The sequence below is a fragment of the Zobellia galactanivorans genome (assembly GCF_000973105.1).
GTDB classification, from domain to species: Bacteria; Bacteroidota; Bacteroidia; order Flavobacteriales; family Flavobacteriaceae; genus Zobellia; species Zobellia galactanivorans.
Genome location: NC_015844.1, coordinates 3,830,606 through 3,845,305 on the forward strand (window position 1 = coordinate 3,830,606; position 14,700 = coordinate 3,845,305).

At 44.4% G+C, this 14,700-nt stretch carries 7 protein-coding genes; all 7 read right to left on the bottom strand.

The window, feature by feature from the left end; translation table 11 throughout:
* Positions 1 to 283: 283 nt before the first annotated feature.
* Positions 284 to 1,561 (bottom strand): chloride channel protein, encoded by a 1,278-nt coding sequence (locus ZOBGAL_RS15715; RefSeq protein WP_013994664.1) that lies wholly within the window; start codon positions 1,559 to 1,561, stop codon positions 284 to 286.
* A gap of 341 nt (positions 1,562 to 1,902) precedes the next feature.
* Positions 1,903 to 3,426: a PKD domain-containing protein gene (locus tag ZOBGAL_RS15720; protein WP_013994665.1), complete on the bottom strand. Its 1,524-nt coding sequence runs from the start codon at positions 3,424 to 3,426 to the stop codon at positions 1,903 to 1,905.
* A gap of 24 nt (positions 3,427 to 3,450) precedes the next feature.
* Entirely contained in the window at positions 3,451 to 4,353 is a 903-nt protein-coding gene (locus tag ZOBGAL_RS15725) for a DUF1735 domain-containing protein (protein WP_158499739.1), read from the bottom strand.
* A gap of 16 nt (positions 4,354 to 4,369) precedes the next feature.
* A complete protein-coding gene (locus ZOBGAL_RS15730) occupies positions 4,370 to 6,184 on the bottom strand; it encodes a RagB/SusD family nutrient uptake outer membrane protein (protein WP_158499740.1) in 1,815 nt (604 codons plus the stop codon).
* A 30-nt stretch (positions 6,185 to 6,214) separates the two neighbouring features.
* Complete coding sequence (locus tag ZOBGAL_RS15735) at positions 6,215 to 9,040, bottom strand: SusC/RagA family TonB-linked outer membrane protein (protein WP_013994668.1); 2,826 nt, start codon at positions 9,038 to 9,040, stop codon at positions 6,215 to 6,217.
* 19 nt (positions 9,041 to 9,059) lie between these two features.
* Positions 9,060 to 10,967 carry a RagB/SusD family nutrient uptake outer membrane protein gene (locus ZOBGAL_RS15740; protein ID WP_158499741.1) on the bottom strand — a complete coding sequence of 636 codons (1,908 nt, stop codon included), beginning with the start codon at positions 10,965 to 10,967 and terminating at the stop codon, positions 9,060 to 9,062.
* 11 nt (positions 10,968 to 10,978) lie between these two features.
* The gene (locus ZOBGAL_RS15745) at positions 10,979 to 14,152 is read right to left on the bottom strand and encodes a SusC/RagA family TonB-linked outer membrane protein (protein ID WP_084724363.1); all 3,174 of its coding nucleotides are present in this window, start codon (positions 14,150 to 14,152) and stop codon (positions 10,979 to 10,981) included.
* Between the last annotated feature and the right edge of the window lie 548 nt (positions 14,153 to 14,700).

The window sequence follows — 14,700 nt, forward strand, 5'->3', positions numbered from 1 at the left end:
GCAGGAATCAAGTGAAAGAAGATGTTCTTACCCCGATAAAGATCGGGGCAGGCTCTGGGGAGGTCTCTACAACTACGAGTTGGTTAGGTAGAGAAGTCAGCCGATGACATAGTAGTCGTTACCCTGATAGTATCGATAGAGGACTGAACGGTAATGGTCTTTAATAGACAGAGGAGCTTTTTAAATTTTTATAATGAAGTAAACATGTCCGTCGAGAGTGAAGCTTCCGAAGCATACAGCCTAATGCCGCCTAAGGGCTTTTTGAGTTTTGGGGGTGGTATTCCTATGCGTCCTCCTTATTTTCCATTTGCGCTCCTATAAAAGGTATTCTTGGGGCTAAAAAATAACCGGTCAAGCTTGCGAACAATATGGGGATAAAATGTCCGAAGCCGGTCAAGGTAGCGAGCAAGATGGTCGTGCTCATCGGGGTTCGGGTTACGCAGGCATTAATGGCGGCCATACAGCTGACAATGGCCAATGTTAGGTTGACCGTTGGAAACAATTGATGGATAATCAATCCCAAGGTCGTCCCGACGAAAAACAAGGGAATAATAAACCCGCCCCTCCAACCTGATGTCACGGTAATTGAAATGGCCACTAGTTTAAACACCAATATGGCGATCAATACCGTCAAGGAAAAATCCCCGGCAATGAGTTCGTTAATTTCGTGATGCCCGAAGTATCGCGTAATCGGAAGGTAAAAGGCGATGGTTCCGAGCAAAAGGCCACCGATCAGGGTTTTAATGTAAATGGGAATGGGTCTTTTCTCGAAAACCGATTTAAAAAATTTGGTGCAGAAAATAAAGCCCCAACCAAAACACGCCCCGATTATGGCAAAGAGAACGGCATAGCCGAAATCGAAAATCCCCGAATATTCATAGGCGGATAAATCCCATATAGGCCCCAATCCTAAATGGACGATCAGGGCAAAGATCAAATAGCTAAAGCAACTTGCGACAAAGGCGGGAATTATAGCTTTGTAATATTCTACCGCGTGCTTGTGGTGGAGTATTTCCAAGGAAAACAGACTACCGCCTAAAGGGGCCCCGAACAAGGCCGTAAAACCCGAGGCCATGCCTGCGATACTTAATGAGCGTAATTCTTCGCCCTTTAGCCGGAAGATTTTTCCGATCCAAGTGCCTGTCGAACCCGTTATTTGTACCAATGGGGCTTCGGGGCCGAGACTTCCGCCCGATGCCACACATAATAAGGACGACAGCACCATTGAAGGATTATTTTTGGGGTCAAGTTTCCCTTTGTTGAACCGAATGTTGTTCACGATCAAATGGATTTCTCCCGGGTCTCCGATAAAGTGGATTACCAAACCCGCTAAAAGTCCGCAAACCGCCATAAAGGGAATCACTTGCCATCCAGTGAAAAAAGCGAATTGGTGGGTCAAAAACTCGAGTGCGATCCAATACGCCCCCGCAATGGTTCCGCCTACCAATCCAAGAAAGGCCCACAACAAAAACGTGCGACTAAAGACGAAGGGGTTGAACCTTACGGGTTGGTCTAAGATGTTGAGGTAGCTTACTAGTTTCTTTTTGCTCTTAAGTTTCAATGCGTAAAATCGGCTTTTATATCTTGTAGAACTTCATAAAATCGGTGCAATGTACATCATTATACATCGAATTCCGAACACGGCTTCTGCCTTTATTTTATTTTTTGGGTGAGGAGGGGTGTTGGTTTGAAACCAGGAAGAAGGCCAAACGGCTTCACCGTATTGATTTAAGTTCTCAGTGCGTCGCATAACGGAATTAGGGACGATAATATGTGCTTCGGGTTGTTCCCTTAATCGCGAGATACGGCAATGGACAGCCTTAAAAAGAAGTGGATATAAGAAAATCCGGCGAGCTTTTGGGCTGCCGGATTTTTTCCGTGTATTAAAGTGATATCGATGTTTTAAGGACGGGGATTGGGTTTGTAGATCCTTAGGTTGTCGATCCATAGGGCGGCGGTGTCAGAGTTGCCCCCGTAGCGGAAGAAGGTCAAAAACAATTCGCCCGTGACCCCTTTGGTATCTGCGCTTACATTGATGGTTTTAGTGACCGTGATCCATTCGTTATCCCCACCATTGCTGTTGGCGCTAGACCAGTTACCGTTGGCATCGTTGCCTCCGCTGGCCATTGTTGCGGACATCCTGCGTTCCAGTGCACCGGCGACATTTTCTATACGCTTGCCCTCATATGCCAGAACCACTACATCGCCCTCGGCTACGGTGTAACCTTGCATAACGCTCAGGCCGATTTTGTCATCGCCCCTGATAAAACCGATACAGCTGCGACCTTGGTAAGGTTCCATAGGAAGCTCTGGAGAGTTTTCGTCTACAAATTTAAAGAAACCAGAACCATTGCTATTGGTAGAAAGTGCAAATTTCGATTCATCTTCCGTATCCGTTCCACTCCATAGGTTATGACCGTAAACACAGGGTTCGTCCGTTATCATTTCCGGAATATAGTTTCCAGTGGCATCTTTTAAGATTCCGCTGGGATTGAATGAAATAAGCACCTCGTCATCACTGTACATTTTGTCGCCAAAGACCAATTCAACGGTTTTTTCCCCTGTGGCTTCGATTGATACGATATCCGGGGTTAAAATGGCACCGTTTTTCGTATTGATGGTAATCGAGAATTCACTGCTTGCAGTGGCAGGGATATCTTGCGCTATGGGCTGCGTAAATTGAAGTTCTATCTTACTGTCCGTAGCCACGGCTCGGATCAATTCTACCACCAATTGCTCTACTTTAATAAACCCGATTTTTTCAATGGTATCTTCTGAAATCCCTTCTTCTCCATCGTCGCGTGTGGCCGTAAGGCTTACATTATAAATACCGGGTTCCATAAAGGTCATTACCGGGTTTTGCTCCGTAGAGGTCAAGGTTTCGGGGCCTTCGAAAACCCAATTGAATTCGGTGGGCGAACCTTCCGAGGTGTCTGTAAAGCTAATGCTATTACTGGTATAGATAGCAACGGTTTCGGCATCGGCAACAGGATCGGTAATAAAGCGGGTTTTGACGGGAACGCTATTGATCGTTACCGTGGTTTCCGAACTTGTCGTTTTTCCATCCGAAGAGCGGGTTGAGGTAAGTTTTACCGTGGCAACTCCCGGGTTGGAAAAATTTAGTCGGACTATCTGTTCCTTAGACGTTATGGTTTCATCGCCCTTGGTAATGACCCATTCACTGGTATCTGAATTTCCTTCGGTGTTATCAATAACAAAAAAGGTTTTGCCCATGTCGATTTCATTGACCAGGGCCCCATCCATGTCTTTTATAATGATCTGGGAATCTAAATCACCAACAAATTCCTTGGAGACCTTCTCTTCCGTATCATGTGTAATGTTTATATCGCTATAATCTTCTTGCTCACAAGAAGGAGCGGAAAAGACAAAAAACACCGATATTAAAAAGTATATTATTTTCTTCATCTCGTTATCTTTTAAATGATGTGATTATTTCCAACTTTCCATCTTTATTTCTGTATTCGCGTAAATCAAGGTATCGATTACACTGTGCTCGGCGTCGTTATATCGGTAGTTGTATTTGCAGATAAACGATTGGTTATCATGGTCGTATTGGGCCGAACCTACCAATTCGGTAATTTCTGAGTTCGGGTCGGCCGATAACAGGGCACTGCCATCGGAAGGACGGAATTTTAAATCGTACGTAAAATCACTGCCGCTTTCATTGTCGCCCACACGTGGTACGGAAAGCATATCACGTTCTTTAGTAGTGAGGAAGATGAATTTGTTCAATACCAATGCGGGATTATTGTATTCGATGCTCGAAGCGACCGAACCGTCTTGGTTCAGCTCGTCGTCCTTGCCCTTAACATAGTACCTTCCGTCAAATTCGTTCTTGAATTTTACGGCAACGATAGAAAACTTTTTGCTATCAAGAATGGAATCGGTGGTCCCCCCGGTCAATAGGAAGGGAATGGCATAGGTGTTCTGGGCCCCGGCCGGATATTTCACCAAAGAGTCCCTTTTAATGGTCACATTTACAAAACCGACGTTTGAATCCACAATATTGATTGTAGAGGGGTCTGACAAGGTGTACCATGAAGGTGGCATTACCTTGATCCCCATATCCGTATATTCCGTATTGTTGGTTATCAAGGTATCGGCAATGGTATAGTTGAGGGTTACCGAGGCCCCATCGTAAGAATATTTGCCCCCATAGGTAGCTCCTACATTGATTTCAAAAGTATCTGACCCTGGATCGAGGATAACGGTACGGACCGGGTATTGATTGGCAAAATAGGCCGCCGTACTTTCAAAATCTGTTTGGTATTCGTCATAACAAGCAGTCATCAAAAAAGTAAGAAGTAACGGAAGTATGGTAATCTTTTTCATTTTGTTCGTTTTTGAATTATTTCCAACCATCATTTTGTTTCAAATTGGAGCTTGTTAGTATCTCACTTCGAGGTATGGCGCCATATCTCATGTACTCTGGAAATGAAACTTGGTTGGGGTAGACGTTCTCATTAAAGTTATAGTCGAATGTACTTCCATTATCATTTGTGGAAACTTCCGATTTTTTTACCGTCGTGTTCAGATCGTCTCCCCATCTTCTGAGGTCGTAAAAACGATGTCCCTCGAAACAGAGTTCTATACGTCTTTCATTTTTAATAAGGGGGGCGAGGTCGGCCAAACTTGCCAAATAGGGGTCACTACCTATAGAAGCGTCGCCATCCGTAGGAATTCCGGCGCGGTTACGAACGAGCCTTAATGCCTGTCTGGCCGAAAGGCCATCGATCATTACATCGGGGCCGACCGCATTGTTGGCGGCTTCCGCAAAATTGAGATAGGCCTCTACCGCGCGGAACATGGCCGTAAAATGCCAAGGGGTTTCAGAACTGACACCGGTAATAAAGCTTGGCTTTTCGGTCATCCATTTTCTCAAATAATAGTTGGTACGCGAAACCCGCGAATCGTCTGAAATATTGGCGGCACCTACCGCGGTATTGCCCCCGTCCCACATTTCAATATTGGTGTCGTGGAATTCCGCATTGTTATAAATAATCGTCATATAAAAGCGGGGGTCCCTGCCTTCGTAGGGCATATCTTCGCTGTAGCCTGAGTTTGACGTATCGGTAATTGGATAGCCATTGCTCATAGGAAATGCATCTACAAGGTTCTGGCTGGGGTTTGTCGAGCCTTTGACCGATAGCCCCAATGAAGGGGGGTAATTATCTTGCTCCCAAGCTTTCGTTTGGCTGGCCCTTCTTAAGATTAATTCAGGATTGGCGTCAACCTTTGTAAAGTAATCGTCATCAATGGTTTCCGGGTGATAGATATCGGGCAGGTCTCCAATGGCATCGATAACCTTTTTGGCGGCCTTTGCCGAACGGGTGTAATAGTCCGTGGCCTGAGCTGAATTGCCTCCCGAAAAGGCAGGGCTTGCGGCATAGAGCAGTAAGCGCGATTTCAAGGCGTTACAGGCTACCGTTGTGGGCAGGCCTGCCAGTCCGTCGCCATAAATGGTAGACTGAAGGTTGTCGTCGGGATGTGAGTTAACGTATTCGTCGGAATACTCGGGGAGAAGACCGCTAGTTAATGCGGTGTCGATATGTGCTACTATAAATTCTACACATTCTGCGTATGACGCCCTTTTTAACCCTAGGGCCTCTTCTTCCGTAATTACCTTGTCTACAATTGGGACTCCCATGATTTCGCCATCTACAGGCCCGGCATAATCGCGTAAGAGCTGGAAATAATTTAGGGCCAACAGAAAGTGGGCCTCTCCTTCCATTCTCTTTTTTATCTGGATATTTCTGTCCTCATTGGAGTTGCGGTATACGATGTCTTCGTTCAAGCCTACGGAAAGAAATTTGTAGATACTTTTTATGTACCTGTAGTTATTGCTCCATGTGTAAATAGGATAATTACCAGAGGTAAAGAAATTGGAAACCGTATGCATTTTCCACGCGGTAGAGTTATAGTTGTTGGAAACCGCATTGTCTGTGGCGCAATCTAGAAAGTCACCTGAAAAAGTGGTGTAACTTCCAGGAATTGCCCCATAAGCCGGTACATATAAACCTTCAACGTACTCGGGGTTCAATTCGTAATCCAATACCGCTTCTTCGCTCAAGTTATTGTTGAAGTTGGGTTCAAAGTAGTCGCTACAACCAACCAGTACGGTAAGCAGTATGAGCGGCAATATATTGTTCCGTATATTTTTCATCTTTAGATAATTTTTTTTATTCATTTTCATTTAGAAACCTATTTTCACACCTAAAGAGACGGTCGTATATCTCGGTGCTGAGCTTAAACCGGAATTAGGCGATTGGGCATCTAGGGCCCAGTCGCTGCGGAAGGTCATAAGGTCGTCCGCTTTTACGAAAATATTCAGGTCTTGGGCTGCAATAGAAGCGGGAACGACATCTGGAAATTTATAGTTCAGTTCCACATTGTTTAGCTTAAAATAATAGGTGTTCTTTAAAAAGAAGGTAGAGCTATTATAACTGTGGGCCGAATTTTCACTCGTAAGCCGGGGCAGGGTATAGTCGTTATTTGCCAAGCCAACGGCATTGCCTTCACTGTCAAAGGTCGGAACGGCCGCATCGTAAACGAACCTCGAATATTTGGCATCCCCTTTATTGGTATAATAGGAAGACCATGCATTCATTCGATCGAAGCCGCCGACGCCTTGTCCTCTAGCGTAAAAGCTGAACTTTTTATACTGAAGGTTAAGGATCATTGAATACACATAACGCGGTGTGCTATTACCTATAACGGTCTTGTCATAGTTGTTGATGACGTTATCGTCATAGGAATATTCGGAGTCTGAATTGGACAGGTTTTTAAATTTAAGGTCACCAGGTATTATAGGCCCCAAGCTAGAAGTCAATGGGGTTCCGTTTTCGGCACCATAGTTTGCGATATCGTCGGCACTGGTGTAAAACCCGTCGGCGACATAGCCCCAGATGGCGTCGGTATCTTGACCTTCCGTATTTTGGAACGAAAAATCGTTTAGTTCATCGTACTTGGCCCATTTAGAAATATAATGGGTAAAGTTACCCCCGATAGAGTAGCCAAAATCTCCCAGCTGGTCTCCCCATTTTGCAGCTATTTCAAAACCCTTATTGTCAATTGCATTGTAATTAGCTACGATGTTAGGGGTGCCGGCCAGTTTTGGAAATGCGTAGTTTATGGTAGTGGGCATGCCTTCTCGTTTTTCGGTAAAGAATTCGGCATCTAACCTAAACCTGTTTCCGAACATTCGGGTAGTAAGGCCTATGTTCAGTTCCGTAGAGGTCTCATAGGTTAAATTAGGGTTTCCGGCCTGTACATATTGGGTCCCTACCAATGATTCGGAGTTTTTGACCCCGGTTGCATAACTCCCCGACCAGTATTGGTAGTAGTCGTTGTACAATAAATATGGAAACGATTGATCATAGCCGATTTTACCGTACGATGCCTTAATTTTTAAGTAATCGATAACGCCCACATTGTCCATAAAATTCTCTTCAGACACGACATAAGACACGCCAAAGGCATTGAACAATTTCCAACGGTTGTCTTTGTTGAACCTTGTAGATCCCATATAAGAAGAGGATATCTCTGCAATGTACTTGTTTTGAAAGGCATAGTTGAGCCTTAGGCCAAAGTTCATACTCTTGTCATCTTGAACTGTTTCCATAATGGCAGCGGCGGTTTTTACGGTCTTATTGTCGACGAGATAGTTAAGGGTTGCGTTTATGGCATGTTTTCCGAAAACTCGGTCATAGTCGATATAAGCGCCGCCTCCTAGGTTTCTGTAGTAGGAATCCGCCAAACGTTGCTCATTGCCCTTTGGGTTATAGACACCGTTTACGATAAGGGTATCTTGCTGGGTCGCTGTCAATGCAGGTTTTAGCGTACGATACGTAAGCGATTTCCCTTCGGCAATATAATTGTTCATGTCAAAGGTGGCGTAGGCCCTGGCTTTTAGTCCTTTGATATATCTATTTAAATCAAAGTTCATTCCTATGTTGGTCTGGGCAATAGAGGTGGTACGTCTCTGATAACCGGAATAGGCCAAGTCGCCATATAGGTTCTTTCCGTTCACTATATCCGATGTTCCCAATGAATCTACGTCGGCCCGTGCACTAATGAAGATAGGGTAATCGGTCGGTTTTGTGGAAGATAGTTGGTTAAAGAGTTCATTATCACTGACGTGGCTTCCATTTTCTGTAAAGAAACGACCCGAAATATCTAGATTGACCGAAATGATATCGTTGATCTTATAATCTAGGTTGCTTCTTACGTTCAAGGCATTGGTCTTGCCCTTTTCGCCAACTTTTGCAATACCGTCTTCGCCTACATAACCGAGATTGAAAAAATACTGGGTTTTTTCATCCCCCCCGAGCAGCTGGGCATTGACATTTTTGTAATTCTTCGCATCGTTGACGAACATATCGTAATAGTCGACATCAGGATGTTTATAATCCTTACCGGCCAATGCAATATCGTTATTGGAAAATAAAATGTCCTTGCCATCATTTCTGAGGGCTTGGTTACGATACTTCATGTAATTTCGGGCGTCGACAAACTCAGGGTAGCTACCGGCGCTTCGTATGCCCGATTCTACCAGTAGCGAGATTTTTTTCTCGGCATTTTTTCCTCTTTTCGTCTTTATGACCACCACACCGTTTGCTCCCCTGCTGCCATATAACATCTTGGCCGAGGCATCTTTAAGGATGTAGATCATATCCACTTCTTCGAGTTGCAGGGAGCTGAGAAATCGGTTGGAAAGTCCGTCAATGACCACTAGTGGCCCATCATTGTCACCGCCTCTCGACCTCCCTCTTATGCGGCCTAAAGTAAAGCCCGGCACTTGTCCTTCTATAGCGGCCTGTAAGCTAGGATATCCCGAATGCAGCAACTCTTCGCTTGTAATTACGTCTATTGCCCCTACAAGCCTGTTTTCGGACACTTTATAGAATGGGAGCAAAAGGGTGTCTTGTTTTGTACTACCCGTTCCATCTTGGGCATTGACCCCGTCTATGTAAAATAGACAGAGCAAGGCGCATGATAGTGTCAATATATATTGTTTCATAGTTTATTCTTGTTTATTGTTACCAACCAGGGTTTTGCTTAAATGATTCAAACATGTTCACATATTTAATATCTAGGGGATACCAATAATGCTTGTCTTCAAAAACCCTTGGAACATCCAATTTCTTGTTTACATAGCTAAAGGAGCCATCTGCATTTTTCGTTACATTGGCTTCGTAAATTCCTTCGGCCAATAGGTTTTTGGCTATGCGCCATCTGCGAATATCCCTCCAGCGACGGAACTCTCCGTAAAATTCTACGGCCCATTCGTTTCTTATACGGTCCCTAAAAGTGCCTTTATCGGTTAAAAACTCCGAACGCACATCGGGCATGCCAACCCGGTTACGAATTTTGTTTATGGCCTGACTGGCCGTAGTAACATCGATACCGGCGGCAACGGCTTCCGGAATGTTCGAGGAAGGCCCGTATACTTCATTGCCCAATTCTGCCAAGCCGAGATACATATCGGCCAAACGTATTAGCGGAAAAATTCTGTAATAGTTTTGAGACCACTTATTGTCATACTTGTTGTATCCTAATTTCCTCCATTTACCTGCGTCGAAGTAACCGGTATACACGAGGCTTTTTCCTCGGTAATACTTGTAGTGCCAACCCTCGTCACCAGGGTTTGACCAGGCTTGGTTTTCGAAGGTAGAGTTATTGCCCCCTCCTGGATCGGCCAGGTACATCTTGTCACCGGGACAATAAATGAAAGAACGCAAGCGAGGGTCTCTGTTGTCATAGGGGTTTTTCGGGTCGAACGACGGGTCGGCCGAAGAGAAATTCTCTACGGGATATCCGTTTATGGTCTCAAACTTATCCACTGCATTTTGGGTGGGTACGTTGAATACGGCCCAACCTCCGTCGTGTTGGGGAAGAAACCATCCCACTCCCGAATTGCTTCTGTTCATAGGTAGGTTCCAGTTATCGGAGTTTGTCGGAACGGGTTGGAACAAGGCTTCGTCGCTGATGGCCCTATCTTGGGACATCCAATTCTCCATATAACTATCCTTGTCGTAAAGTTTGTATCGGGTAGCACCGCTATTGACCAGTTTTAGTGCGTTTACCATAGCCTGTATTCCTTTTTTGGCGTATGTTTCGTCGTACGAATCTTGGCCGAAGGGCAAGGCATCGCCTTCGGTGTTCATTAAGGGGCTTGCTGCGTACATATAGGCCATGGCTTCAATGGCATAGGCCGAAGCCTTTGTTAAACGCCCCACATCTGTAGGGTCTTTCCATCGGTTTGGTAAATACTTCACCGCATCTTCGCAATCGGCGGCAATAAGGTCGGCACATTGTTGAAAGGTAGGTTTGACTTGGTCAAAATTGAACTCTGACGAGAAGGTCTTGCGCTCTCCACCAGTTGTATCGACTAAGGTTATGGGCCCGTAGCGTCGAACCACTTCGAACATATGCCATGCCCTAAGCGCATGTGCCTGCCCCAACAATTGATTTTTCAATTCTGTAGGACTGGCACCTACTTCAGCGGGGAAGTCCGTTAATTTCTCAATGTTCTCAATGGCCAATCCCATAGCCCTGATCGCTTTCAGCGACTTTCCGGCAGGGGAGTTGTAGTAAGGGTCGGATCCATAGTTGGTTTCAGAATTGAAATTCATTCCGAAATCCCTCCAATTCGAATCTTGCCATAGACCTTGGTTTATAGATTTATAAACGGGCATATCGGCCTTTACGGCTTGTTGTTCGTCTCCCATGGCGCCCACATAGGCACCCCAGTTAGATGAGGTGGCCACATAGTTCATGACCAGCCAGTTGGCCCGGTCTACGGCCCCTTTGTAACTGTAATATTCCGAATAGACAACCTCGCCGTCTATTCCCATTTCTGGATCTGCATCCAAGTAATCCTCGCAGGAAACCATCCCTAGCGAAAATGTGAATAAAACAATAAGTATTGTAGTATATTTTTTCATGTTTCTCATATTTAAAATGAAAGCCTTAAGCCTACGTTGTATCTTTTGGTAATGGGGTATACCTCTAATCTATTGGCCTCGGGGTCGAATGACCTCGGAAGATATTGCCAAGTGTACAGGTTGTTTCCATTTACATAAAATTCGAAGTTGTCAAAGCCCCCTATTTTTTCAAGGAATGATTTGGGTAAGCTGTATTTTAATTCCACATTTCTCAGCCTTACAAAGGTGCTGTTCCTATAAGTGTAGTTGCTACTTTCTTTATAGTGGTCCGTTTCGGAGGTGTGTAGTACAGGTACGTCGGTATCGGTATTGTTCGGTGTCCACGCATCTTTTTGCTCATTATTCTTTAACATAAACCCGAGACTGGAGTTTGTGTTATAAGCATATAGGAAGTTGGCGGATAGTTGCTTCGAAATACCGTACATGCCGTTGAACATGCTGGTTAAACTCCAGTTTTTGTACGAAAGCCCAAAAGAGAAGGCAAAAGATTTGGTGGCGTAAGAAGGGTCACCTATTGAAACTTGGTCGTTCTTATCGATGATGCCATCTGCGTTGTAGTCGTTATACGTAAGGTCGCCGGGTATATATCCACTGGGAAGCAGGGCCGAAGGGGTGTATGCATAGGCATCGTCCCAGTTCTGCGCAAGGCCGGTCCCTAACATTCCCTTGGTCCATCCAATGGGTTTGCCCGCTTCTTTTTGATAGTCGGGGGTAGGGGCCGGGTCGTCTCTTTCGACAATCCTATTCTCGGTAATCGAAAGATTTCCCTTAAGCCAATATGCGAAACCGTTCTCGTAATAATCGTTCCACTCCAACTCAATATCGATACCGTGGTTTTTCGTCCTTCCTATATTTCCATAAGGATTGGCGTTTCCATACCAGTTGGGAATCGTTCTTCTTTGCATCAAGATGCCTTCGCGGTCTTCCTTGAACAGATCGACCGTTGTTCTTAACCTGCTTCGCAATACGTTGAATTCAAAACCGAGGTTTTGTTTGGTTGCCGTTTCCCACGAAACATCTAGTACTGGCGGATCGTCTTCCGAATAGATATAAAGTCCGTCCGCATTTTGGTTTCCGGTAATGTTGGGAACATAACCATATGCCATTCGAATCTGATTACTAGAGTACGAACTGATGTAGGCAAACCTGTTATTGCCCAAACCTTTGTCAGAGCCTATTTTTCCATAAGAGTACCTGATTTTGAAGAAATCAATAAAAGACAGGTTCTTTTTGGCGAAATTTTCTTCCGAAACTACCCAACCAAGGGCCAAGGAAGGGAAAAAACCAAAACGTTTTCCGGGAGCAAAGTTTTCATTTCCGTTGTACGCCCCGTTAGACTCAAAGAGGTACTTGTTTTTATAGCCATAAGTTACACGGCCTACCCAGCCTTCTTCGAAGTGTGGAAAGTTCGCTCCCGATTTGTCTTTTCTGCGCTGAAATAGGCCCAGGGCACTAACGTTATGGTCTCCAAAACTTTGGTTGTAGTTAAGGTTTAATTCATAATAGATACTACTGTTGTAACCATCTATACCTTCGTTGCCCAATTTTGCGGGGTTTTCATAATCATCTAAGGTAATAGGCTCTTGTATAACGTTTCCGTTACCGTCTAAATTAGGGTTGTAACCATCGGAGGAGGGAACGTAGTAGTAAATAGGGGCGTCGTTCCATCTTTTGCTGATTTCTGATAGGTAGTTCCTATAATAGTTATAAGACAGTTTTCCCGACAGGTAAACATGCTCGGTCAAATCTTGCTTTAAAATGAAATCGGTAAAAAGGCGGTTGCTTTTTTTGCCATAGGAACCTTCGCGTTCCATCATTCCTAAGTAATTGACATTGATGGAGTTGTTGTAGTCGTATCCCAGCCTGCCATTTTCGTATACCGCCGGGGCGTTGATCAAGGCTGTAGAATACATACGTTGCATAATTGACCCGCCATTACCTGCAATCCCCCCATTTGTGTTTTTAGTGTTGAAATTTCCGTTCCAGTTGGTCATATCGCCGGAAAGCTTTACACTGAACAGTGTAGATTTCGAGAAGTTAAAATCTAAATTGGTCCTGTAGTTAAACCGATGCTGATAGGTACGAGGGTCGAATTCCGGTTGTTTTTGCAAATCAAAAATATCCCCGTCATAATTATAACCGAACGAAGTAAAGTATTTTACACGGTCGTTACCGCCACTTATATTTAAATTGTACTGGTGGGTATAGCCTGTTTTCATCAATGAGTTGATGAAGGAGGTATATTGGTAATATGGGTTGTCAGCATAGGCAGGGTCCCTCCATCTGTCAATATAAAACTGGGGAACGAGCTTATCGTAGTTGCCGTCATTTTGTTGGGCAAGGTTGTAATACTCCAAGTTCGTGGCATAATCGGCCGCGTAATCGGTGTCGATGGTAGGTGATTTCATACCTACATTGGCCGTAAACTGTATTTTAGGTTTCCCGATATGACCTTGTTTGGTGGTTATAAGGATAACCCCGTTTGCAGCTTTTACCCCGTAAACCGCAGTGGCGGAAGCATCTTTTAATACCGAGATCGACTCGATTTCATTAGGGTCGAGATTATTGAAATCACGTTCAACCCCATCTACCATATAAAGGGGAGAGCTATCGGTCCATGAAGAACGGCCTCGAATCAAGATGTTGGCGGCCGTAGACCCAGGCTGGCCTGCTGCTTGCATGGTTGTAACGCCCGGTAGAAGTCCTGTTAAGGCTTCTGATATGGTGGTTACACTGCCCGCTTTTAACAGCTCTTCTCCTTTGGCTTGTGTGATGGAGCCAACGACCGTCTCCTTCTTTTGACTTCCGTAACCCACAACAACCACGTCTTCAAGTTGTTCTGCGTTACTTTCCATGGTTACGTTAATGGTGGATTGGATACCTACCGCTACCTCTACCGTTTTAAAGCCGATGTAGCTAAATAATAATGTGGCTGATTCGTCATTCTTGAGTTGTATCGAATAATTACCATCTATATCGGAAACAACACCGTTAAAGGTCCCTTTTTCAATGATGTTTACTCCCGGAAGTTCTATCCCATCGGCATCTTTGGTGGTACCGGTAATGGTCTTTGTTTGTGCACTGGCAGATAGGGTGGCCATGAAAAACAAAAACAGGAGTAAGCGGGGAGAATTGTTCCCAAACCTAACTTTCCATTTTTTATTCATTGTATTGCTATTTCTCATAAATCATTTGTTAGTGTATTTGCCATAAATGCAAGGGAAACAACCGTAGTTGTTATTCCTCGTTGCCATGGGATGTTCTAGTTCCATAAACATGCCTTCCGTTGTAGCTATGGGGAGTGGCATGCTGACATAATTGGGACTGTTGATGGGGGGGACTAAAAAAAATTGGTTTTTCTTCTTAAAATGTAACTTGAATCTCATATAGTTGTAGTTAAAGTTGGTGATACAAAAAAGCCAATTCTATGTTAAGATGACGGCTTCATATGATTTAATGAGCATAACATATGATCATATTTCTTAAAATGTGTTAATATTTTACGGATATAATATATTAGGTGTTTAATAATGTCGAATAGTAAGTCTGCAAGGGGCGTTTTTGACGATTCAAAAATCTTACAGGGCGCCATGCTTAGTAAAAGTCAGGCCTCACAAAAAAAACGGAGGCTACCTTGAAGCGCTCGCAAATGCCTGTGCAAAATGTTTCAGGAAGTCGGGTTCAGATTTATCAGGTTCGTTTTGTGAGCCAAGGGTAGTTCTTGGGTATGGTA

What these genes read in the sequence shown, in the direction of transcription:
- ZOBGAL_RS15735 (WP_013994668.1), bottom strand. Translation starts at nt 9,040, where the DNA reads ATGAAACAATATATATTGACACTATCATGCGCCTTGCTCTGTCTATTT.
- ZOBGAL_RS15730 (WP_158499740.1), bottom strand. Translation starts at nt 6,184, where the DNA reads ATGAAAAATATACGGAACAATATATTGCCGCTCATACTGCTTACCGTA.
- ZOBGAL_RS15725 (WP_158499739.1), bottom strand. Translation starts at nt 4,353, where the DNA reads ATGAAAAAGATTACCATACTTCCGTTACTTCTTACTTTTTTGATGACT.
- ZOBGAL_RS15720 (WP_013994665.1), bottom strand. Translation starts at nt 3,426, where the DNA reads ATGAAGAAAATAATATACTTTTTAATATCGGTGTTTTTTGTCTTTTCC.
- ZOBGAL_RS15740 (WP_158499741.1), bottom strand. Translation starts at nt 10,967, where the DNA reads ATGAAAAAATATACTACAATACTTATTGTTTTATTCACATTTTCGCTA.
- ZOBGAL_RS15745 (WP_084724363.1), bottom strand. Translation starts at nt 14,152, where the DNA reads ATGAGAAATAGCAATACAATGAATAAAAAATGGAAAGTTAGGTTTGGG.